This is a genomic window from Pukyongia salina (assembly GCF_002966125.1).
Taxonomy (GTDB): Bacteria; Bacteroidota; Bacteroidia; order Flavobacteriales; family Flavobacteriaceae; genus Pukyongia; species Pukyongia salina.
On the sequence record NZ_CP027062.1, the window covers coordinates 1,490,992 to 1,511,323 of the forward strand.

At 43.0% G+C, this 20,332-nt stretch carries 23 protein-coding genes; 13 read left to right on the plus strand and 10 right to left on the minus strand.

The genetic code is table 11. The features are described from left to right. The first annotated feature begins 12 nt into the window (after positions 1-12). Together greA and C5O00_RS06595 are read left to right on the plus strand one after the other, a co-directional pair. Positions 13-489, plus strand: coding sequence for a transcription elongation factor GreA (greA, locus tag C5O00_RS06590; protein WP_105216001.1), 477 nt, complete (start codon positions 13-15; stop codon positions 487-489). Position 490: 1 nt separating this feature from the next. Beyond that, positions 491-880 (plus strand): HIT family protein, encoded by a 390-nt coding sequence (locus tag C5O00_RS06595; protein WP_105216002.1) that lies wholly within the window; start codon positions 491-493, stop codon positions 878-880. A gap of 1 nt (position 881) precedes the next feature. On the opposite strand, the gene C5O00_RS06600 is transcribed toward C5O00_RS06595, so the two are convergent. Beyond that, on the minus strand, positions 882-1,220 hold the full coding sequence (locus C5O00_RS06600; protein ID WP_105216003.1) for a hypothetical protein: 339 nt from the start codon (positions 1,218-1,220) through the stop codon (positions 882-884). Continuing rightward, entirely contained in the window at positions 1,221-2,384 is a 1,164-nt protein-coding gene (locus C5O00_RS06605; protein WP_105216004.1) for a sensor histidine kinase, read from the minus strand. Between the two features lie 128 nt (positions 2,385-2,512). Between C5O00_RS06605 and C5O00_RS06610 the strand changes: the two genes are divergently transcribed. The 7 genes from C5O00_RS06610 to C5O00_RS06640 all read left to right on the plus strand — a co-directional run bounded on the left by C5O00_RS06610 (position 2,513) and on the right by C5O00_RS06640 (position 9,208). Then, the gene (locus C5O00_RS06610) at positions 2,513-3,340 is read left to right on the plus strand and encodes a flavin reductase family protein (protein WP_105216005.1); all 828 of its coding nucleotides are present in this window, start codon (positions 2,513-2,515) and stop codon (positions 3,338-3,340) included. A 21-nt stretch (positions 3,341-3,361) separates the two neighbouring features. Then, a complete protein-coding gene (locus tag C5O00_RS06615; RefSeq protein ID WP_105216006.1) occupies positions 3,362-3,736 on the plus strand; it encodes a DUF3127 domain-containing protein in 375 nt (124 codons plus the stop codon). A gap of 81 nt (positions 3,737-3,817) precedes the next feature. Continuing rightward, the gene (locus C5O00_RS06620; RefSeq protein WP_105216008.1) at positions 3,818-5,194 is read left to right on the plus strand and encodes a short-chain fatty acid transporter; all 1,377 of its coding nucleotides are present in this window, start codon (positions 3,818-3,820) and stop codon (positions 5,192-5,194) included. A gap of 14 nt (positions 5,195-5,208) precedes the next feature. Continuing rightward, complete coding sequence (aat, locus tag C5O00_RS06625; protein WP_105216010.1) at positions 5,209-5,853, plus strand: leucyl/phenylalanyl-tRNA--protein transferase; 645 nt, start codon at positions 5,209-5,211, stop codon at positions 5,851-5,853. A 61-nt stretch (positions 5,854-5,914) separates the two neighbouring features. Further along, positions 5,915-6,823, plus strand: a complete 909-nt coding sequence (locus C5O00_RS06630; RefSeq protein ID WP_105216012.1) for a mechanosensitive ion channel family protein — start codon at positions 5,915-5,917, stop codon at positions 6,821-6,823. 142 nt (positions 6,824-6,965) lie between these two features. After that, complete coding sequence (locus C5O00_RS06635) at positions 6,966-8,708, plus strand: agmatine deiminase family protein (protein ID WP_105216014.1); 1,743 nt, start codon at positions 6,966-6,968, stop codon at positions 8,706-8,708. Positions 8,709-8,863: 155 nt separating this feature from the next. Continuing rightward, complete coding sequence (locus tag C5O00_RS06640) at positions 8,864-9,208, plus strand: tetratricopeptide repeat protein (RefSeq protein WP_158676793.1); 345 nt, start codon at positions 8,864-8,866, stop codon at positions 9,206-9,208. Here C5O00_RS06640 and C5O00_RS06645 read toward each other — a convergent pair. After that, positions 9,205-9,786: a DNA-3-methyladenine glycosylase I gene (locus C5O00_RS06645; protein WP_105216018.1), complete on the minus strand. Its 582-nt coding sequence runs from the start codon at positions 9,784-9,786 to the stop codon at positions 9,205-9,207. The two genes, C5O00_RS06640 and C5O00_RS06645, sit on opposite strands and share 4 nt — an antisense overlap. Positions 9,787-9,861: 75 nt before the next feature. Here C5O00_RS06645 and C5O00_RS06650 point away from each other — a divergent pair, with 75 nt between their 5' ends. After that, the gene (locus C5O00_RS06650) at positions 9,862-10,473 is read left to right on the plus strand and encodes a thioredoxin family protein (RefSeq protein WP_105217591.1); all 612 of its coding nucleotides are present in this window, start codon (positions 9,862-9,864) and stop codon (positions 10,471-10,473) included. On the opposite strand, the gene C5O00_RS06655 is transcribed toward C5O00_RS06650, so the two are convergent. The 6 genes from C5O00_RS06655 to C5O00_RS06680 all read right to left on the minus strand — a co-directional run bounded on the left by C5O00_RS06655 (position 10,474) and on the right by C5O00_RS06680 (position 14,202). After that, entirely contained in the window at positions 10,474-11,175 is a 702-nt protein-coding gene (locus tag C5O00_RS06655; protein ID WP_105216020.1) for a hypothetical protein, read from the minus strand. 70 nt (positions 11,176-11,245) lie between these two features. Next, entirely contained in the window at positions 11,246-11,935 is a 690-nt protein-coding gene (truB, locus tag C5O00_RS06660; protein WP_105216022.1) for a tRNA pseudouridine(55) synthase TruB, read from the minus strand. Beyond that, a complete protein-coding gene (locus tag C5O00_RS06665; RefSeq protein ID WP_105216024.1) occupies positions 11,935-12,732 on the minus strand; it encodes an undecaprenyl-diphosphate phosphatase in 798 nt (265 codons plus the stop codon). Before C5O00_RS06665 ends, truB begins: the two co-directional genes overlap by 1 nt. 3 nt (positions 12,733-12,735) lie before the next feature. Next, positions 12,736-12,996, minus strand: coding sequence for a DUF3098 domain-containing protein (locus C5O00_RS06670; protein WP_105216026.1), 261 nt, complete (start codon positions 12,994-12,996; stop codon positions 12,736-12,738). 2 nt (positions 12,997-12,998) lie between these two features. Further along, on the minus strand, positions 12,999-13,340 hold the full coding sequence (locus C5O00_RS06675) for a hypothetical protein (RefSeq protein WP_105216028.1): 342 nt from the start codon (positions 13,338-13,340) through the stop codon (positions 12,999-13,001). Then, positions 13,324-14,202, minus strand: coding sequence for a cell division protein FtsX (locus tag C5O00_RS06680; RefSeq protein ID WP_105216030.1), 879 nt, complete (start codon positions 14,200-14,202; stop codon positions 13,324-13,326). Before C5O00_RS06680 ends, C5O00_RS06675 begins: the two co-directional genes overlap by 17 nt. A 141-nt stretch (positions 14,203-14,343) precedes the next feature. Here C5O00_RS06680 and C5O00_RS06685 point away from each other — a divergent pair, with 141 nt between their 5' ends. From C5O00_RS06685 to C5O00_RS06695, 3 genes are all read left to right on the plus strand, one after another. Then, complete coding sequence (locus C5O00_RS06685) at positions 14,344-15,192, plus strand: UbiA family prenyltransferase (RefSeq protein WP_158676794.1); 849 nt, start codon at positions 14,344-14,346, stop codon at positions 15,190-15,192. A 62-nt stretch (positions 15,193-15,254) separates the two neighbouring features. Then, complete coding sequence (gene leuS / locus C5O00_RS06690; RefSeq protein ID WP_105216034.1) at positions 15,255-18,113, plus strand: leucine--tRNA ligase; 2,859 nt, start codon at positions 15,255-15,257, stop codon at positions 18,111-18,113. A gap of 60 nt (positions 18,114-18,173) precedes the next feature. Then, positions 18,174-18,866, plus strand: coding sequence for a zinc metallopeptidase (locus C5O00_RS06695; RefSeq protein WP_105216036.1), 693 nt, complete (start codon positions 18,174-18,176; stop codon positions 18,864-18,866). A 37-nt stretch (positions 18,867-18,903) separates the two neighbouring features. On the opposite strand, the gene C5O00_RS06700 is transcribed toward C5O00_RS06695, so the two are convergent. Further along, complete coding sequence (locus C5O00_RS06700) at positions 18,904-20,274, minus strand: saccharopine dehydrogenase family protein (protein ID WP_105216038.1); 1,371 nt, start codon at positions 20,272-20,274, stop codon at positions 18,904-18,906. Positions 20,275-20,332 lie beyond the last annotated feature (58 nt).

The following is a 20,332-nucleotide window of genomic DNA, read 5'->3' on the forward strand; positions in this document are numbered from 1 at the left end:
AACGATGAAGTTATGAGTAAAGTATCATATTATACTGCGGAAGGACTAAAAAAATTAAGAGACGAACTTAATCAGTTAAAGGATGTAGAGAGGCCAAAGGCCTCCCAGGCCATTGCAGATGCCCGCGATAAAGGTGATTTGAGCGAGAATGCCGAGTACGATGCCGCTAAGGAAGCACAGGGATTGCTGGAGATGAGAATTTCGAAAATGGAAGAAATCCTGGCCAATGCGCGACTAATAGACGAATCTGTACTGGATACTTCGAAAGTATTGGTACATTCGAAAGTGAAAATAAAGAACCAGGCTAATGGAATGGAAATGACCTATAAGCTGGTGGCTCAGAGCGAGGCCGATTTAAAAACCGGAAAGATTTCGGTGGATTCACCTATTGGAAAGGGCCTTTTAGGAAAAAAAGTGGGAGATACAGCAGAGATCGTAGTCCCTAACGGTACTTTAAAATTCGATATACTAGAAATTAGCCGCGAATAAAATGGCATCATTATTTACCAGGATAATCAAAGGAGAGATTCCCTGCCACAAAGTGGCCGAGGATGATAATTTTATTGCTTTCCTCGATATTAATCCCAATACCAAAGGCCATACGCTCTGTGTTCCGAAGAAGGAAGTTGATAAGCTATTCGACCTGGATGAAGCTACCTACACCGGTTTGATGCAGTTTTCTTACAAAGTTGCCGGTGCACTCGAAAAGACAGTACCCTGTAAACGAATTGGTATGGCGGTAGTAGGCCTTGAAGTTCCTCACGTACATGTTCATTTAATCCCTATCAATGCGATGAAGGATATGACCTTTCAGCATAAAACCGAGGTAAGTGCTGAAGAAATGGCTTCACTAGCTGCCAGGATCGGGGAGAATCTTTAGTTTATTTCAGAAAGTATATTAACGCAGCAATAAGAATCGCATCTATCAGGATGATGATATATGCCAATGGTTTTAATTGGAGCCCCGAGGGTTTTGGATTGGCCAATTTTCTATTGTATTCAAAGATACGCTCCAGGTCTTCGGTCCAGCTTACAGGATAGATGGTGGTGTCGCACTTTTTGCAGTGCATGACCGAGTCGATCTCCTTAGAGGCCTTACTATAAAATCTGTTTTCTTTCTCTATTTGGGTGAAAGTTAGCTCTAAACCATTTTTATCGTAGCATTCCGGGCAGTTGTTATTTAGTTTTGCGGTATGTAGCGTATGGGTTGTTTCGGTCATTTATCGAACAATTTTTAACAAGATCTCCATGGTTGTGCCTTCTCCTAGCGAACTTTTTAAAACCCGGATCTTACCACGGTGATATTCTTCAATAATTCGTCTCACAAGGGAGAGTCCAAGGCCCCAGCCCCTGGTTTTAGTTGTATACCCGGGATTGAAAACCTTACGGAAGTTTCTTTTCTGAATTCCTTTGCCGGTATCCGATATCAACAGGCGAGCATACTTGGAGGTGGCTTCTATACTTATAGTCACTCTTCCTTTGCCCTTCATAGCGTCGATGGCATTTTTAACCATATTTTCGATGGTCCAGCCGTAGAGTTGTGAATTTAGTTGTACGTAAACAGGATTTACGGGTAAATGAAGTTCGAATTCGATGAGTTTGGAGGTTCTGCTCTTGAGATAGTCGAAGGATTGTCTCGTTTCGGAAACAATATCCATCTTAGTAAGCGTTGGAGTGGAACCAATTTTGGAGAATCGTTCGGTTATGGTTTTCAGCCTGTCTATATCCTTCTCCATTTCGGCAATATAACTGGCATTTACTTTTTCCTGTTTCAATATTTCTGTCCATCCTACCAGAGAGGAGAGCGGTGTCCCAATTTGGTGTGCGGTTTCCTTGGCCATACCAGCCCAGAGTTTATTTTGTTCAGACGATTTGGAGGTTTGAAAAAAGAAGTAAAGCGCCGTAAAGAAGAGTAGAATAATCAATATGAGGGCTATGGGGTAATACTTTAACTTATTGATTATAGGTGAATTACCGTAATAAATTGTTTGAAGTACTTCGTCTTTGAAGCGTATTTCGATGGGTTTGTATTCTGAAGTAAACTGCTCGGCCAGTTGTCTTCTACTGGCGCGCAACTTTTCGGGATCTGTCTCTTTCTCCACAATATTTCGAACGTCGTACGTATCTTCTTTATGACTGTACACCACCATAGGCGTGGTGCTGTTACTTTGTAATACCTGAAGCACAATATTACTTATGTCTTCGTCTTCATTGAGATCGGTTTGCTCAAATTCATTCTGGGCAGCTGCCCAGATATGCATTTTATTACGTTCATTATCCTTCAACTGGTTAAAGAACGCATAGGTATTCCAGAGGATCAATGAGATGATAAAAATGGATAGAAAAACGAAGAACCAACGAAGGAGCGCCTTTTTATTCTGCATATTTTTTTATTTCTTCTCCAGATACCCGGAAGTTCTGGCTGAAGTTCGATAAATATAAAGCAAATATGTTAATATTATTGTGTGCCCAAATTTTTAGAAGCATCGGGGTTTGGGTACATTTGTAGGCTATGATCACGATCGATCCCAGAGAAATACCTACGCCAAAGTTACACGGTTATTTGCTAGGAGCAGTTTCGCCCCGGCCCATTTGCTTTGCAAGCACTGTGGATAAGGAGGGATTGGTGAATTTATCACCCTATAGTTTCTTTAATGTTTTTAGTGCCAATCCTCCGGTGATGATCTTTTCTCCTGCGAGGAGGGTTCGGGATAATACAACCAAGCATACGCTTGAGAATGTTCATCAAACCCGGGAGGTGGTTATTAACATTGTGAGTTACGATATGGTGCAGCAGATGTCGCTTTCCTCTACCGAATATCCCAAGGAGGTGAACGAGTTTGTAAAGGCTGGTTTTACTCAAATTGCTTCGGAAGTGGTAAAGCCCCCAAGGGTGAAGGAAGCTCCCGTACAGTTTGAGTGTAAAGTTAATGAGATCGTAGCTCTGGGAAATGAAGGCGGAGCAGGCAACCTGGTGATCTGCGAGGTGGTAAAATTACACCTGAATGAAAATATACTGGACGAAAACGGGCGAATAGATCCCCTAAAGATCGATACCGTTGCCCGAATGGGAGGCAATTGGTACAGCAGGGCAAAATCGGGCCTGTTTGAAGTAGAGAAACCCTTAACAACCTTGGGAATTGGTGTGGACGCCTTACCCGAGGGAATTCGGTTCAGTAAAGTACTAAGTGGGAACGACCTGGGGATGCTGGCGAACGTAGAACAATTACCGGAAGGCGTGGATGCCACCTTGGCGCCTTCAGAAGAAATTCAGAAAAAAGCAAAAAAGAAACTCCTCAATGGTGATGTTAAAGCAGCCTGGAGTATATTAACAGAATAAGAATCACAATTAATAAAAACGATGGAAGTACAGGGAAAAATTAAAATGATAGATGAGACCAAGACCTATGGGAACAATGGTTTCAGGAAACGAGAACTGGTTGTTACTACCGAGGAGCAATACCCACAGCATATTATGATAGAGTTTGTTCAAGATAAGACAGATCTTCTCAATAACTTTAGAGTGGGACAGAATGTAAAAGTAAGTATCAACTTGCGTGGAAGAGAATGGGTGAACCCTCAGGGCGAGACCAAGTATTTTAATTCCATACAGGGATGGCGTATAGAGAATCTCGAGCAGGCCGTATCTGGAGATATGCCTCCTTTACCGCCGGAAGATGCCTTCGAACCCGCAACCGATTTTAACGAAGAGGATCACGATGATCTGCCGTTCTAATGATAGTTTTAAAATAAGTTAGGATCCCGCTATAGAATTGCAATGTGTATTCTGTAGCGGGATTCTTTTTAAATAAGGAAAATGAGTATTACCCGAGCTATAGAAACCATCTTCAAACGGTTTTTACCATCTCCCTTCGCTATTGCGATCATCCTATCGGTAGTAACCATGGTGCTGGCATTCTTCTTCACTGAAGCACCTAAAGACGAAAATCATTTTCTCGCTATTCTCTCCTGGTGGGAAAATGGAATATGGAACAACGACCTGCTAGTATTTGCCTATCAGATGATGCTTATCCTGGTCCTTGGCCACACGCTGGTGCTTAGCAAGCCTGTTAACGGCCTGATACGCAGGCTTACTAACCTGGTAAATTCCACCCAAAGCGCTGTACTACTTATTAGTTCTACCACCATGCTGGTTTCATTCTTTAACTGGGGCCTGGGGTTGATCTTTGGTGCGATCATGGCTCGCAAAGTAGCCGATGCAGCCCAGGAAAGAGGATTCCCTATAAATTATCCGCTTGTAGGCGCATCGGGTTATGTGGGGTTTATGATCTGGCATGGCGGAATGAGTGGATCTGCGCCTTTAAAAGTAGCAGAAAGCGGTCACCTGGCAAGTTTGATGTCTGGAGTGGGAGATTCTACCCTGGCTGCGCAACTTCCGGATGTGGTTTCCTTTAGTGAGACTATTTTCAGTGGTTTCAATCTTACCCTCTTTCTGGTTATTTTGGTAATAGTACCCCTTTTCCTGTATTTCCTGGGGAAGAAATCAACGGCCACAACAATCAACCTTCCTGTTTACAAAGGGCCCATTTATGAGAGTGCAGACGGGAAAGGAGCAGAACGTATCGATCGCTCCCCTGTTTTTGGTATTTCTTTTGGGATACTTGTTATGATCGCATTTATCTACCAGTATTTCGATGCCATCACACATAATATCATCACGCCCAATATGCTCAATTTTTTTATGTTCGGGCTGGCTTTGTTGCTTCATGGTAGTTTCAGAAGTTTTTTAAATGCGCTTGAAGAAGCTATAAAAGGGGTGGCAGGGATATTGATACAATTCCCTCTGTACTTCGGTATAATGGGTATCATGCGGGACAGCGGGATGATCGTACAAATTTCCGATTTCTTCGTGTCTATCGCCAATGAGACCACCCTTCCCTTATTCACTTTTTTCAGTGCAGGGTTGGTTAATATCTTCGTTCCCAGTGGCGGAGGACAATGGGCTGTACAGGGCCCGGTGGTGATAGAATCTGCTTTAAAACTGGGGGTGCCGTTACCTAAGGCAATTATGGCACTTGCCTATGGAGACCAGCTAACAAATATGATGCAACCTTTCTGGGCCTTACCACTACTGGGAATTACCAGGTTGAAGGCAAAGGAGATTTTACCTTACACTCTAATCGTTATGCTTCTTGGAGGCCTGGTATACCTTGCCGGACTATTAATCATCTAGACCTCGGAAAACTTATGTATTTTCTTACCGAAAAATTATGGTTTCCCGATGTTTCCGAAGCCGATAGTGACGGATTACTTGCTGTGGGCGGGGATCTTTCGGTGGAAAGGCTAAAACTCGCGTATCGCTCGGGGATCTTTCCCTGGTATGGTGATGCCCAACCCATAATGTGGTGGTCTCCCAATCCAAGGATGCTGTTGTTTCCCGATAAGTTACACGTCTCGAAGAATCTTCAGAAGAAAATAAATAAAGGCATCTTTACGGTAACTTATAATAAGAATTTTGCTGAAGTGATCCGCCAATGCGCAAACGTACCCAGGCCCGACCAGGGGGGAACCTGGATCACCGAAGACATGGAAGCCGCATATTTCAAGCTTCATCAAGAAGGTATTGCTACCTCTGTGGAGGTATGGTTGGATGGAAACCTGGTAGGTGGCCTCTACGGGGTTGATCTGTCGGAAAAAAAGATATTTTGCGGAGAAAGTATGTTTAGCGGCGTGAGTGATGCTTCTAAGATCGCTCTTTATCACCTGGTGGAAGAGCTAAAGAAGAAAGCATATAAATTCATTGATTGCCAGATGTATACCGATCATCTTGCAAGAATGGGGGCTGAAGAGGTTCCCAGAGAACAATTCGTAGGTTATTTATCCGAAAGATGACTTTTGTCAAATTAGGTGGAACGGAATTCACTACTTTAGCTTAGTATTCTAATTACTTGTTTTGGAATTTTTAGAAACTTTCAAACAGTGGATGGTAGATCATCCTACTTCGGCGGCCATAATAAAATACCTGCTATGGGTTTTATTTATTGTGGGGCTGTTGCAGTTCTTCAGACGAATACTTCGTCGAAATTTACCCGATTCCAACACTAGATATAAATCTCAGAAAGGGGTGGAAGTGATTGGGTATATAATACTCATTATTCTTAGCCTTTCCTACTTCACGGGAAATATTAAAGATTTCACACTCGCGATTGGATTGCTCACGGCCGGGATCACTATAACGCTACAGGAATTGATCCTGAGTATTGCGGGTTCTATGTATATATTTTTCGTGAAGGTGTACAAGCCTGGAGATCGAATCGAAATCAATGGCATCAAGGGAGATGTTATAGATATCGATAGTATTTACACCACCATGATGGAAATTGGGGAATGGGTTAGTAGTGATAATTACAGTGGCCGGATCGTGAAATTAAGTAATGCATTCGTGTTTCGTGGCCCTATTTATAATTATTCACGCGATTTTCCCTTTATCTGGGATGAATTCGATATCCCGGTGAGATATGGTTCAGATACTGAACTTGCAAAAGAGATCATCATGAAAATTGCCGCCGAGAACCTATCAGAATATGTAAATGCTTCGAAGAATGAGTGGAAGACAATTGTAGAGCGCTATTACATAGAGGATGCCAGGGTGGAACCTTCGCTAGCCATTACATTAACCGATAACTGGATCCAGTTCAATCTGCGGTATATAGTGGACTATAAAAGAAGAAGATTGACCAAGCATCTGTTAAATGAACTGATCATATCTGAAATTGAAAAGACAGGCGGTAAAGTACAGTTAGCTTCCGCTACAGTTGAGATTGTTCGAATCCCTACCATACAGGTTGATAAGGACCAATAACGTGTTACAAGTTAAATTTAAATCAAGTGGAAACCGCCTATCTTCGGTCGTTCGCCATTAATCTGTTCACATATTAATTCACTTCTTTTTTTTGTATCTTTCGCATGCCTATTTCAGGACTAATCTATTTAATATCACTCTAATGAAGCGTTTTTACCCCAATTTTATTCTCTCCATTCTTTTCGGTTTATTTTCAATAGTTGGACATTCTCAGCAAAATGAGGTGTTACCTGCAGGATTAACCGAAGGCGAAAGACAAATCATTGCCCAGTATTCCTTCAGCGGTAACAGGATGACTCCTCCACCCACAGGCCCGGTTCGCGCCGCTGCCGAATGGGAAGAGGTTGAATACTTGCTCATCACCTGGCAACCCAATTTTCCGAACATATTAAGGCAGATCGTAGAAGCTGCCGTACAAGAGTGTAAGGTGATCATCACCACTCAGAACGAAGCTTCTGTGTCTAATTATTTAACTTCCAATGGAGTAGATCTCACCAATGTGATCTTTATGGACGAGCCATGGGACAGTATCTGGATTCGGGATTATGCCGGAAACACGATCTATTCAGACGATGTAGGGGAACGCGCATTAACAGACTGGATCTACAACCGTCCGAGACCCCAGGATAATGTGATGCCATCGGCACATGCAGCCTTAACAGGTATTCCTATCTACATTACCGATACCGCTCCCAACGATCTTGTAAATACAGGAGGTAATTATATGTCGGATGGGTTGGGTAACGCCTTTGCTTCAGAGCTGGTATTAAATGAAAATGCAGCCGGAAATCCGTATGGTGTTTCTGCTAAGACCGAAGCCCAGATAGACGACATTATGATGGATTATATGGGGATAAGCAATTATATTAAAATGACCCCCTTGCCTTACGATGTTATTAATCACATCGACATGCATATGAAATTGCTGGATGAAGAAACTTTGCTGGTGAGTAAGTATCCCGAAGGTGTAGCAGATGGGCCACAGATAGCAGCTAATATTGAATATGTGCTAAATAATTTTCAATCGGCTTTCGGTACTCCTTACCGTGTAAAATGGATTGATGCACCTCCAAGTACTAGTGGGGCTTACCCGGATAATGGTGGATACTATCGCAATTTTACGAACGCGATCTTTATCAATAAAACTATCCTGATCCCGTTCTATCGCCCTGAAGTTGATGGTCCTGCACTGGCCCAATGGCAGGAGATGATGCCGGGTTATAACATAGTGGGGATAGACGTAGACAATTCGGGGGAGAATCTTATTGCTCTTGTAGGCGCAATACATTGTATAACACACACTATTGGTGTTGCCGATCCGCTGTGGATCGTGCATCAACCGGTTTATCAGGCCGATATCAATACAGACGTAACCCTGGATGCAATGGTTAAACATATCTCCGGGGTTAGTGCTGTGGACGTGATGTGGCGCGAAGAAGGTACAACCACCTGGAATGAGACCGCCATGAGTAATGTTTCCGGTGATAACTGGACTACCGATCTTTCTATAGGCAATACCAATGTAGAATACTTCATCGAAGCTGAGGCTAACTCGGGGAAGGTATTATCACGACCCATAGTAGCGCCTGATGGTTACTGGACTATCAATACCGAGGTTTTGGGAACTGGCGACCTGATGACAAACAGAATTTCGGCTCCTTATCCTAACCCTACTATGGATGCGGTTTCCTTCAACCTGAACAACATCCCGGGGAGTATTAATGTGAGTGTATACAATTTGCTGGGACAGCAGTTAATGACCGAGCAACTGGAAAAGGGGAACGGAGTCTTTACCTTAAATCTCAACCCACAATGGAAGGGAACCCTTTTCGTTAGTTTTGAAGGAGAATTTGGTAGCAGCACCAAGAAAGTGATCAAATTGTAATTTTTAAAAGTTACCGTTAAAGCCGCAATTTTTTGCGGCTTTTTCTGTTTATATGTGTGGAAATATCGGCTTGGGAGCAGTGTTTCGACGATTTTATTTGGTTTTTATGCAGATAATGAGCATCTTAGCTTCCGAATTTTCTTACGCCCCACAGCATGAAAAGACATTTATTACTTATCCCTGTACTTATCGTATGCTTTACGATGAGTGGTTATTCACAATCTTCTACAGATGTTAATAAGGATGTAGACCGTACTGCTGTTTACGAACAAGTGGTGAAAGAAGGATATGGTACACCCACTATCTACAAAGAGTTGGGGAACGGCCATTATTTTAAAGGAAATTACGCCGAAGCCAAGAAATGGTTCGAAAAGTTATTTGAAACAGAAACTCTGAAAGATCCTATGCTGAAGTTTCGTTACAAACAAACGCTGAAAGCTTTGAAGCTAGATATCGAGACCAATACCTATCTAAATCCGGCTGTAGCAGGGTCTAACTAGCCTTTTAGCTTATTATTTACTTCATTATATCTGAAACAATCCACAACATGGTCGTTTACCATGCCCGTGGCCTGCATATGGGCATAAACAACAGTAGTTCCTACAAACTTGAAGCCGCGTTTCTTCAGATCGGCACTAATTTCATCACTTAGAGGCGTATTCGCAGGAATGTCATCCATGCTCCTGCATTGGTTCACAATAGGTGTATGATTCACAAAACTCCATATATAATCGCTGAAACTTCCAAATTCCTTCTGAACCTCCATAAAAGCGATGGCGTTGGTAACTGTAGCTTTTACTTTTAACTTATTTCGGATGATACCTGCGTCCTGAAGCAAGGATTCGATCTTCTTTTCATCGTACTTAGCCACTTTCTTAAAATCGAAGTTGTTAAACGCCTTTCTGAAATTCTCCCGTTTTCTAAGTACTGTTATCCAGCTCAGCCCTGCTTGAAAGGTCTCCAGAATAAGGAACTCGAACAACAAATGATCGTCCTTAACAGGAACACCCCATTCGGTGTCGTGATAGGCAACGTACAACGGATCTTCTCCACACCATGCACATCTTTTCTTCGTCATAATTGTGGTATTTTTGTGTAAGGAAAGGTAGTAAGTTTTTAAAACTTTTCCGACTTATTTCCTATGGAAAAAATCATGCAAATAACACCAAAATACAAAGAGGAACTTGTTCGTGAGAAACTAAAAGTTGCGTTTACTTATCAAACCTACAGAAATGAAGTATCCGAGATGGCAGCTAATGGGCTTAGCTCAGGTTTCCCGCTAACCGAAGCGAACGCAGATCACACTCGCCTGAACGACGCAAGAATGCGGCGACTCGATAAAACCATACGAGTACCGGAGAAGATCGAAGCGAGGTTTAAGGACTTTGAGGGCGATCAAACCTGGCTGGTGATCACCGAGAGCTGGTGTGGAGATTCTGCCCAGTCGATCCCGGCTATGAACAAACTCGCAGCTTTGACAGCCAACATCGATCTAAAATTAATTTATAGGGATACACATCCGGAGCTAATGGACGCCTTTCTAACGAATGGAGCGCGCTCTATCCCTAAATTAATAGCTATTGATAACCCAAGTGGAAAGATATTGAACGAATGGGGCCCCAGGCCTTCAACCGCCACTACAATGGCAGAAATCTACAAGGCTGAGCATGGGACGTTAACTCCTTCGTTTAAACAGGATCTTCAGGTTTGGTATAATAAAGATAAGGCTCAAACCACCTTACTGGATCTGGCTGAACTGATTTAATTATTGTTGCCCCGGGAAGTTATAGGTGATGGTTCCTTTCTGATTTTCAACCGAAGGAGCCGTAGTAAATCGTGCTTTTTCGGCGTACATGATCGCACTTTCTACCAGGCAACCATTCTGGGTAGTGGAAGCTCTTTTGTTGAAATGGGTTTTGGTAACTTTACCAAGGGCATTAACCTGTATATCGATAACAACGATGCCTCCTCGGTCGCAGGTGTATACCGGGTTAGGAATATACATTCCACCCCTGTTCACCAGGTCGAAACTAATGGTTGTATTCCGATTCCCGGAACCCGACTCTCGTTTTTTCTTCTTTTTCTTTTTCAGAGCGGTTTCTCGCGTTTCCTTAATCTTTTCCCTGGCTTTTCTAATACCTTCTTCTGAAACGAATTCCGAATCGTTTATCGCTTCGTCCAAAGCCGCCAGTGTTTCGTCTATTTGATTTTCGGAAGTTTCTAGCTCCGAAATGAACTTTTCGGCCTCATTAAATGCCTTATTCGTTTCGATATTGAGCTTTTCGGCTGCAGTTAACTGCGCCAACTCTTCTTCGGGAATGGTTATTTCATCTGTATATTCAACGTCGTATGAAGAATCGTCTACCGGAAATCCGGCTCCTAATTTGGCCGAATAAAGGATAAGGAATAAGCAGCCAAAGATAAGTGACGTGAGTAAGAAGGCACGGTATGAATAATCAATTTTCATGGGGCAAATGGTACAACAATGATACAAAAATATTTGAAATGGTCTTAGAAACCAGAAGTTTAAGAGCTTTTTAACTTGTTATACCAGCTTCAAAATCTTCAATAGAAAGCGCATTTTCAACTTTAAATTCTCCAATACGGGTGCGTCTCAGTTTTGATAAATGCGATCCGGAACCTACAGCTTTTCCCAGATCATGGGCCAGGGTACGGATATATGTGCCTTTGCTGCACACCACCCTAAAATGAATGTCTGGTTTAGAAAACCCGGTTATTTCGAATTCGGATATATGCACAGTACGAGTTGGAATTTCAACCTTCTTACCTTCCCGCGCATACTCATAGAGTCGTTTCCCATCTTTCTTTAATGCCGAAAAAACCGGTGGCCGTTGTTCAATGTCCCCGATAAAGCCTAGTACAGCCTCATTTACCATTTCCTCGGTCACCTTCGAATGATCGAATTCCTGGTCGAAGTTAGTTTCTAGATCGTAACTGGGAGTGGTAGCTCCCAGGGTTATGATACCCGTGTATTCTTTTTCCTGCCCCTGATATTCTTCGATCTTTTTGGTAAACTTCCCGGTGCAGATTATCAGGAGACCGGTTGCAAGTGGATCCAGGGTGCCGGCATGGCCCACCTTGATCTTTTTTATGCCGTACTTTTCTTTAATTATCCATCTTAACTTGTTCACCACCTGGAAAGATGTCCAATCGAGAGGTTTATCAATTAAGATCACGTGGCCGTTTATATAGTCTTCGGCTGTCATTAAGCGAGATAAAAACTGGTTATTATGGCAATAATACCCACTATTAAACAGTAGATCGCAAAATAGGAGAGTTTACTTTTTCGTACCAGGCTGATCATCCATGTACAGGCTATTAAGCCACAAATAAAAGCGGCAATAAAGCCTATTCCAAGGATGGTAAAGTCTGCACTCTCTGACGAAAGTTCACCACTCCAGATGTCCTTGGCGATCTTCCCAAAAATAAGAGGTACAACCATAAGAAAGGAAAAACGCGCCGCCTTACTTTTATCGTTTCCCAGTAATACCGAAGTAGAGATGGTAGCCCCACTTCGCGAGATCCCGGGCAGCATGGCAATTGCCTGGGCGATCCCTATCACGAAGGCGTTGCTGTTCGAAACTTTTTTACCTGTGTTTTTTGCGCGGTCTGCCAGCCATAAAAGTACGGCCGTTACTATAAGCATGGCACCCACAAATGCGATGTTTCCACCAAAAAATGCCTCCAGTTCTTCTTCAAAAAGTACGCCTACTATTACGGCCGGAAGCATGGAAATAATGATCTTAAGGGAAAATTTCGTCTCTTCGTTCCATTTAAATTTCAGCAGGCCACTAAGGATTTCCCATACATCTTTGCGGAAAACCACTATGGTACTAAGTGCGGTGGCGAAATGTAGGACCACGGTAAAGAGAAGGCTTTCCTCGGGAACAGATGTATCTCCCAGGATCGCTTTCCCCAATTCGAGATGTCCACTGGAAGAAACGGGTAGAAATTCGGTGAAACCCTGTACAACGCCAAGGATAATAGCGTCCCAAATGTTCATGGGTTATTTCTCTTGGTTCGGATTCAACAGAATGGCATACACTTCAAACCCAAAACCAATAAGGATAAGTGCAGGAGCCAGGCGTATGCGTCGCCAGTTGTATATCTCCGGATTGAAAACATTAGGATCGTCGCTACCACCACCCGCCATAAGGATGAATCCCAGGGTGATAAATGCCAATCCGATAAGCATGAACTTATAATTCTTTTTCTCGAAAATGAAGCTGTGAATCTTCGCTGCTTCTTTGCGTTTTTTCTCTCCCATGATTATTTGAATTCAGTAAAGATAATTTCGTCATCCATGGCTAATTGCGCAATATGATTGGAAGTTCCTGTTATCACTTTAGCCAGGTGCAAGGTAACTTTTTTATTTAAAACCGTTTCTTCCAGTTCGGAGAGGGTATAGCCTTGTTCTAACCCTCTGTTTATGTAGTAAAAATCTCCATTTTCTTCGGCAAAGACTATATCCAGGGTGCCGCCTTCGTAGATTTTGGCGACTACGATTTCTTTTACATCACAATCCTCGGGTTTTGGATTCTGAATAATACAGCTTGAGAAAAGCAATGGGAGTACAAGTAATACGGTAATTTTCTTAATAGTACAATTCATCGGTACGTAAATTTAAAAAACGTTGAGTGGCGAAAAATGTACTGATCCAGGTGATGATAAGCCCCATCAGAAAAATAAAAACAAACAACGACACAATTAAAGTACTGTCTCGTGTTAATCCTAATTCGGGGAAGGTTTTGTTGAGATAATATAATACCAATGCCATGCCTCCCATGGCCAGGACAGAACCTAACATCCCTAATCGAACACTCTTCCATATAAAAGGACGCCTTATAAACTGTTTGGTTGCGCCTACCATCTGCATTGTTTTAATGGTAAATCGTTTGGCATATACCGAAAGACGGATAGAACTATTTATAAGAAGGATGGCTATAATAAGGAAAACTGCTGCTATTATAAGCACCCACAAACTAATGCGTTTTACATTTTGCGTAAGCTTCTCGATAAGGGGTTTATCATACCCTATGTCGTCTACAAAAGGTTTGCTTTTTAATTCGGCAATGATCTCCTCAACTTTTTCGGGAGTGACGAAATCTGCATTCAGGCGTACGTCAATGTTGTTCAATAACGGATTATCACCCAGGTAATCTACATAATCCTCTCCAATTTCGGCCATGTGAATTTCGGCGGCTTCTTCCTTGGACACATAGTTTGCAGAACGTGTATAATCGGCCATTTGTAAACTTTGCTTCAATTGGTTGATTTCAACCTCCTTGGCTGTGTCCTTCAGAAAAATAACTATAGGAACCTGTTCCTTAAAATGATCTGCCACCCGTTTCGAATTCAACACAAGTAGTCCCAGTATCCCTAATAGGAATAGCACCAGGGAGATGCTAATCACTACCGAGAAATAAGAAGAGATTAAACGTCTTTTTTGATACTTTTCGAATGCTGTAGCCATACATTAAGCCTTATCGACCGTAAAAATACAATGAATTTCAGTTCAATTACCTACTAACGAAGAAAGTTTCAACAATCTTATAAATAGGCTTACTTTTGATAGATAAATTTAAGAGCGATCAAGTTTAAACTTCTTCAGGAATTGAAAATTTCGCGGCCCGGATTGTGGTTTCCAACTGTCTGGATCTACCTGGTTCCTTTTAGTTTTGCCACCCAATTCTGGAGCCAAGCTGTATTTTGGATCGGACTCTTCTTCGTCACCTTTCCTTTAAATTATCTTGTCTACGGCCTGAACGATTTTAACGATACCAAGGCCGATGCCTACAATAAAAGAAAGGGAAATTTCCTCTTTGGCGCGCGTTTTTCGAAAGAACAACTGAGAGGAACTCCGCTAAAGATAACTATAGTGGTACTACCGTTTATCATCTTGTTTACCGTATTGGCAGGATATAAGATGTTCTTGTTACTTCTCTTTATGGTTGCCATCAATGTACTATATAATTTCAGGCCCTTTCGCTTAAAGGAAAGGCCGCCCTTCGAGATCATTATCCAGATTGGCTATGTATTTACTGCTTTGTTCAGTGTGCTTCTGAATGACATTGAAATGATCCCCTGGCAAACACTTGTCTACCTGTGTCTCTTTGCTTTTCAGGCGCATCTGGCGGGGGAGATCATGGACATAGAACCCGATAGACAGGGAGGAAAAAGAACAACCGCCACCGTTATTGGCAGAGTTCCTTCCAAATTGATCATGCTAGGTTTGCTTCTCTCCGAAGTATACATACTTTATTTTTGGTTTAACGATCATGTGCTTTCTGCCTTCCTTGCAATATTTTCCAGCTGGCTGGTGATCGATCTGCTGTTTCTATTCAGGGCGAAGCCGTATTCGGTGTTTCAGATGAAACTTTTTGGAATCGCCATGAACGTTTCGGCTATTTTATCCATGTTATGGATACTGTATTCGGGAAACCTCTTACAGCCTAATTTTTAAGGCGAAACGGGCGTACTTCTGCTTAGAAATCTTAAATTTGCTCCTTCGCACTAAAACAAATTATGAGTCAGTATCATTTTAACGATATCGAAGCCAAATGGCAGCAATTCTGGGCCGAAAATAAGACCTTCAAAGCCGAAAATAAAAGCGATAAGCCAAAGTACTATGTGCTTGATATGTTCCCCTATCCTTCTGGAGCAGGGCTGCATGTAGGGCATCCGCTAGGCTATATTGCCAGCGATGTTTATACCAGGTACAAGCGCCATAAAGGTTATAATGTTCTGCATCCTATGGGATACGATAGTTTTGGTTTACCTGCCGAACAATATGCAATTCAAACCGGGCAGCACCCTGCCGAAACCACCTTGGTGAATATAGAAGGAGGCGTGGATAAAAGCGGTACCACCATCAAAGGCTACAGAAAGCAGTTGGATAAGATAGGTTTTTCGTTCGACTGGAGCCGGGAGGTACGCACCTCCGATCCCAAATATTACAAATGGACCCAGTGGATCTTTATTCAGTTATTCGAAAGCTGGTATGATAAGGATGCCGATAAGGCAAAAGATATAAATGAACTTATCTCTATATTTTCTTCGGAAGGGAATACACAGGTAAATGCCGCTTGCGATGATGATGTTGCTATGTTTACGGCAGACGAATGGAATTCATTCACTTCAGAAGAACAACAACAAATACTCCTTAAATACAGGCTCACCTACCTGGCCGAAACCGAGGTAAACTGGTGCCCCGAACTGGGGACCGTACTGGCCAACGATGAGGTAGTGAACGGGGTTTCGGAACGAGGGGGATATCCCGTTATACGAAAAAAAATGATGCAGTGGAGTATGCGGATCACCGCCTATGCACAGCGCCTGCTGGATGGTTTGGAAACGATCGACTGGCCACAGCCGCTAAAGGATTCGCAAACAAACTGGATAGGCCGCTCCGAAGGTGCCATGGTCTCTTTCAATCTGCAAGGATTTGAAGACACGATAGAGGTCTTCACTACCCGCCCAGATACCATCTTTGGAGTAAGCTTTATGACGCTTGCCCCGGAGCACGAACTAGTGGCTAAAATTACTTCCGAAGCACAAAAAGAAGAAGTGAAAGCCTATGTGGAAGCTACTGCCAGGCGTAGTGAGCGGGAACGTATGGCCGACGTGAAAACTATCTCGGGAGTATTCACCGGAGCCTATGCGGTACATCCTTTCAGTGGGGAGAAGATCCCTGTATGGATTGGGGATTATGTGCTAGCCGGTTATGGTACAGGAGCCGTGATGGCGGTACCTTGCGGAGATCAACGGGATTACGATTTTGCCAAACATTACAAGCTTCCCATCCCCAATATTTTTGATGGGGTGGATATTTCCGAAGAGGCTTTTGCCGATAAGGAAAATACGGTGATCGCTAACAGCGATTTCCTGGACGGTCTCACCTACAAGGAGGCCACACGTAAGGTTATAGAAGCCTTGGAAGCAAAAGGAGCCGGATATGGAAAGGTGAATTACCGTTTGCGCGACGCTGTATTTTCTAGGCAACGCTATTGGGGTGAACCCTTCCCGGTTTATTATAAGGACGGTCTCCCACAGATGATAGAAACCGAACATCTGCCTTTAGTCCTTCCCGAAGTGGAGAAGTACTTACCTACCGAGGATGGTGATCCACCCTTGGGGCGTGCCGATGTATGGGCGTGGGATACAGTCGGGAAAGCGGTGGTAAGTAATGAGCTTATAGATCACAAAACAGTATTTCCTCTCGAATTGAATACTATGCCGGGCTGGGCAGGAAGCAGCTGTTATATGTTCCGTTATATGGATCCGCATAACGAACAAGAGTTTGCCAGTAAGGCGGCTTTAGATTACTGGAAGAACGTAGATCTATACATTGGGGGTAGTGAGCATGCTACCGGGCACTTATTATACAGCCGTTTTTGGACCAAGTTCATGTACGATCGTGGCCATCTGCCGGTGGAGGAACACGCAAAAAAGCTCATCAACCAGGGGATGATCCTGGGGGAGAGCGCTTTTGTTTATCGAGTTGAAGGCGAAAACACTCTTGTTACGGAGAGTAAAAGGAATGATTTATCTGTTCAGCCAATACACGCAGATGTATCCATAGTAAATCTATCAAACGAACTAGACATAGAAGCCTTTAAAAATTGGCGACCGGAATTTGAGAATGCCAAATTCATCACCGAAGAAGACGGTACGTTTAAAGTGGGCCGGGAGGTAGAGAAAATGTCCAAGTCCAAGTACAATGTAGTTAACCCCGACGACATTTGTAATCGTTATGGAGCCGATACCCTGCGAATGTACGAGATGTTCCTTGGCCCACTAGAACAGGCCAAGCCCTGGAGTACAGCCGGGATCACCGGAGTACACAGCTTCCTTAAGAAACTGTGGAAGTTGTATCACAGTGGTGCTGAAGGGAGTTTCAATGTAAGCGAGGATGCAGCGACGAAAGACAATTTGAAGACCCTGCATAAAACCATAAAGAAAGTAGAAGAAGATATTGAGAACTTCAGTTTTAATACCTCGGTTTCTACTTTTATGATCGCAGTGAACGAACTCACTGCCCAGAAGTGTGCCTCGCGTGAAATATTAGAACCTTTACTCATCCTCATCTCACCATATGCACCTCATATAGCCGAGGAATTATGGAGTAAACTGGGGCATAGTGAAAGTATTTCAACAGCCGAGTTCCCTAAGTTCGACCAAAGCTATCTGGTGGAAAGCATAAAGGAGTACCCTGTTTCCTTTAATGGCAAGATGCGATTTAAGATGGAGTTGCCACTGGATATGAGTAAAGATGACATCGAGGCTGCCGTAATGGCACATGAGCGAACAGCCCATTATTTGGAAGGTAGAACGCCAAAGAAGGTAATTGTTGTGCCCGGGAAGATCATCAATATAGTAGGTTAAAATTTAGCACACTTTTTGCTAATAAGATTGTATATTAAAACAGTAAAAAATTTATAAGCTATGATGGGATATTATATACTCGCGGGTGTGATCTTTTTAGTGAGCATGTATGTGAGTAACCGCTTAAAGAGTAAATTTAGAAAGTACTCTAAAGTGCATTTGCAAAATGGAATGAGCGGAAAGGAGATTGCCGAAAAGATGTTAAGTGATAATGGTATTTACGACGTTGAGGTAGTATCTACCCCGGGAATGCTAACAGACCATTATAACCCGAAAACTAAAACAGTTAACCTTAGCGAAGGGGTTTATATGCAACGTAATGCTGCCGCTGCTGCGGTCGCAGCGCATGAATGTGGTCATGCCGTACAGCATGCCACGGCATATGGTTGGTTGCAGATGCGTTCGTCCATAGTCCCTATGGTAGGTGTAGCCAGTAAGCTGTCTAATTTCGTGATCATGGCGGGGCTTGTACTTACCTTTTCAGGGCTTGCGTTTGGGAATTGGGTGTTTTTAATTGGGATAGGTTTGTTTGCTATGACAACCGTGTTTTCATTTATCACCCTGCCTGTAGAATACGATGCCAGTAACAGGGCATTGGCCTGGCTTCAGAATAACAATATGGTAAATGAGCAGGAATACGCCGGCGCGAAGGATGCGCTTAAATGGGCCGCCAGAACCTATGTGGTAGCCGCCCTGGGTTCTTTGGCTACGTTGCTGTATTTTATAAGTATCTTCCTGGGAGGAAGGGACTAACAAGATATTTCATAAACCCGCTTTAGAGCGGGTTTTTTTATCCCGCTATATTATCCGGATTATAACCCAGGTAATCGGTAAATTTTTCTTTAAAATTAATTCCGAATGATTCCAGTTCCTTAAGAATAGGCTCGTAAATTTCCCTGGCGATAGGCCTTAGCACTCCTGGAGTTGTAATTTCTTTATTCAATATTTTAAGGGCCGCTATGGCCACTGGTAGTCCAACGGTTTTCGCCATGGCAGTATATGTTTGGTCTTCGCCTTTTACTACCATATTACTATCGATCTGTTTCTTAACGCCATCCAACTCGTACCCAAACTTATGGTACATCACGATCATATCCTTGTCGTGTTCCTTCAAGGTCCATTTATCCATTAATATCTTCTGAAGCGCCTGAGCCGGGGTTGCATCTTTGAGTCCGATCTTTTTGTCCTTATTGAAAATATCAAGCTCGAGTAATTTGTCCCACATAAGATCATCCTGATCGATCTTGAGGTTATGGCGTAGTTTAAGTTCTACCGAATCGGTTGGCGAATATGGAAGAAAGAGATTTACAAACTGGCGATAGGAAAGCTCTTCCGAATTAGGAATGATATAACTATCGTCTGTCATTCCCAATTGTACAAAGCTATTCCAGGCTTTACTGAAACCAACCCGTCGGATGGTCCCTCTATATAACGTAAGTATATCTTCAAGGTCGTAAATGCTTCTGTATTTTAGTGAGTTTCGGTTGGCGTAGGCTTCAAATCGTCCATACCCTTCAATTTCCAGGAATTCGGTTCTTCGGAAAAGTCTGTGATACGGAATATACTTATATGTTCCTTCCTGTATGAACTCTGCAGCACCTCCCTGTCCCGCAAGCACTACGTTTCTCGGGTTCCAGGTGAACTTGTAGTTCCACAGATTATCGTCACTCTCGGGAGCTACCAATCCGCCGGTAAACGACTCGAACATCAGCATTTTTCCTCCATTGTCCCTTATGCGGTCTATAACCTGCATGGCGCTCATGTGATCTATCCCGGGATCCACCCCGATCTCATTCATAAATACCAGCCCTTTGGCTTCTACTTTATTGTGCAAGCTCTGCATTTCGTCACTTACATAAGAGGCGGTCACCATATGAATTCCAAATTCTAAACAGTCACGAGCTACTTCTATATGGTAACGTGCCGGTAACATGGAAATCACCAGGTCGCTGTTTTGCACGGCATCACGACGTTCTTGTTCATTATGTACATCCAATACCTCGGCGACGGCATTGGGGTGCCCGGCGGCCAATTTCTTTGCATTATTGATAGAAATATCCCCTATAGTGAGGAAAAGTTCTTCTTCCTGCGATTTATTTAATAAATATTGAACCAGGCTGGTTGCCGAACGGCCGGCACCTATAATTAATATGTTTCGCATCTAACGGTTTTTCGTAATTTTAGGGACTTCGTTATTCAAGGACGAATGTACTAAAATG

Bases quoted from the DNA above. Each gene is read 5' to 3' on its own strand.
- C5O00_RS06700 (WP_105216038.1), bottom strand. From the start codon at position 20,274: ATGCGAAACATATTAATTATAGGTGCCGGCCGTTCGGCAACCAGCCTG.
- C5O00_RS06695 (WP_105216036.1), top strand. From the start codon at position 18,174: ATGATGGGATATTATATACTCGCGGGTGTGATCTTTTTAGTGAGCATG.
- C5O00_RS06670 (WP_105216026.1), bottom strand. From the start codon at position 12,996: ATGGGAGAGAAAAAACGCAAAGAAGCAGCGAAGATTCACAGCTTCATT.
- C5O00_RS06595 (WP_105216002.1), top strand. From the start codon at position 491: ATGGCATCATTATTTACCAGGATAATCAAAGGAGAGATTCCCTGCCAC.
- C5O00_RS06620 (WP_105216008.1), top strand. From the start codon at position 3,818: ATGAGTATTACCCGAGCTATAGAAACCATCTTCAAACGGTTTTTACCA.
- C5O00_RS06655 (WP_105216020.1), bottom strand. From the start codon at position 11,175: ATGAAAATTGATTATTCATACCGTGCCTTCTTACTCACGTCACTTATC.
- C5O00_RS06610 (WP_105216005.1), top strand. From the start codon at position 2,513: ATGATCACGATCGATCCCAGAGAAATACCTACGCCAAAGTTACACGGT.
- C5O00_RS06645 (WP_105216018.1), bottom strand. From the start codon at position 9,786: ATGACGAAGAAAAGATGTGCATGGTGTGGAGAAGATCCGTTGTACGTT.
- greA (WP_105216001.1), top strand. From the start codon at position 13: ATGAGTAAAGTATCATATTATACTGCGGAAGGACTAAAAAAATTAAGA.
- C5O00_RS06675 (WP_105216028.1), bottom strand. From the start codon at position 13,340: ATGAATTGTACTATTAAGAAAATTACCGTATTACTTGTACTCCCATTG.
- aat (WP_105216010.1), top strand. From the start codon at position 5,209: ATGTATTTTCTTACCGAAAAATTATGGTTTCCCGATGTTTCCGAAGCC.
- C5O00_RS06605 (WP_105216004.1), bottom strand. From the start codon at position 2,384: ATGCAGAATAAAAAGGCGCTCCTTCGTTGGTTCTTCGTTTTTCTATCC.
- truB (WP_105216022.1), bottom strand. From the start codon at position 11,935: ATGACAGCCGAAGACTATATAAACGGCCACGTGATCTTAATTGATAAA.
- C5O00_RS06665 (WP_105216024.1), bottom strand. From the start codon at position 12,732: ATGAACATTTGGGACGCTATTATCCTTGGCGTTGTACAGGGTTTCACC.
- C5O00_RS06640 (WP_158676793.1), top strand. From the start codon at position 8,864: ATGAAAAGACATTTATTACTTATCCCTGTACTTATCGTATGCTTTACG.
- C5O00_RS06680 (WP_105216030.1), bottom strand. From the start codon at position 14,202: ATGGCTACAGCATTCGAAAAGTATCAAAAAAGACGTTTAATCTCTTCT.
- C5O00_RS06650 (WP_105217591.1), top strand. From the start codon at position 9,862: ATGCAAATAACACCAAAATACAAAGAGGAACTTGTTCGTGAGAAACTA.
- C5O00_RS06615 (WP_105216006.1), top strand. From the start codon at position 3,362: ATGGAAGTACAGGGAAAAATTAAAATGATAGATGAGACCAAGACCTAT.
- C5O00_RS06600 (WP_105216003.1), bottom strand. From the start codon at position 1,220: ATGACCGAAACAACCCATACGCTACATACCGCAAAACTAAATAACAAC.
- C5O00_RS06635 (WP_105216014.1), top strand. From the start codon at position 6,966: ATGAAGCGTTTTTACCCCAATTTTATTCTCTCCATTCTTTTCGGTTTA.
- leuS (WP_105216034.1), top strand. From the start codon at position 15,255: ATGAGTCAGTATCATTTTAACGATATCGAAGCCAAATGGCAGCAATTC.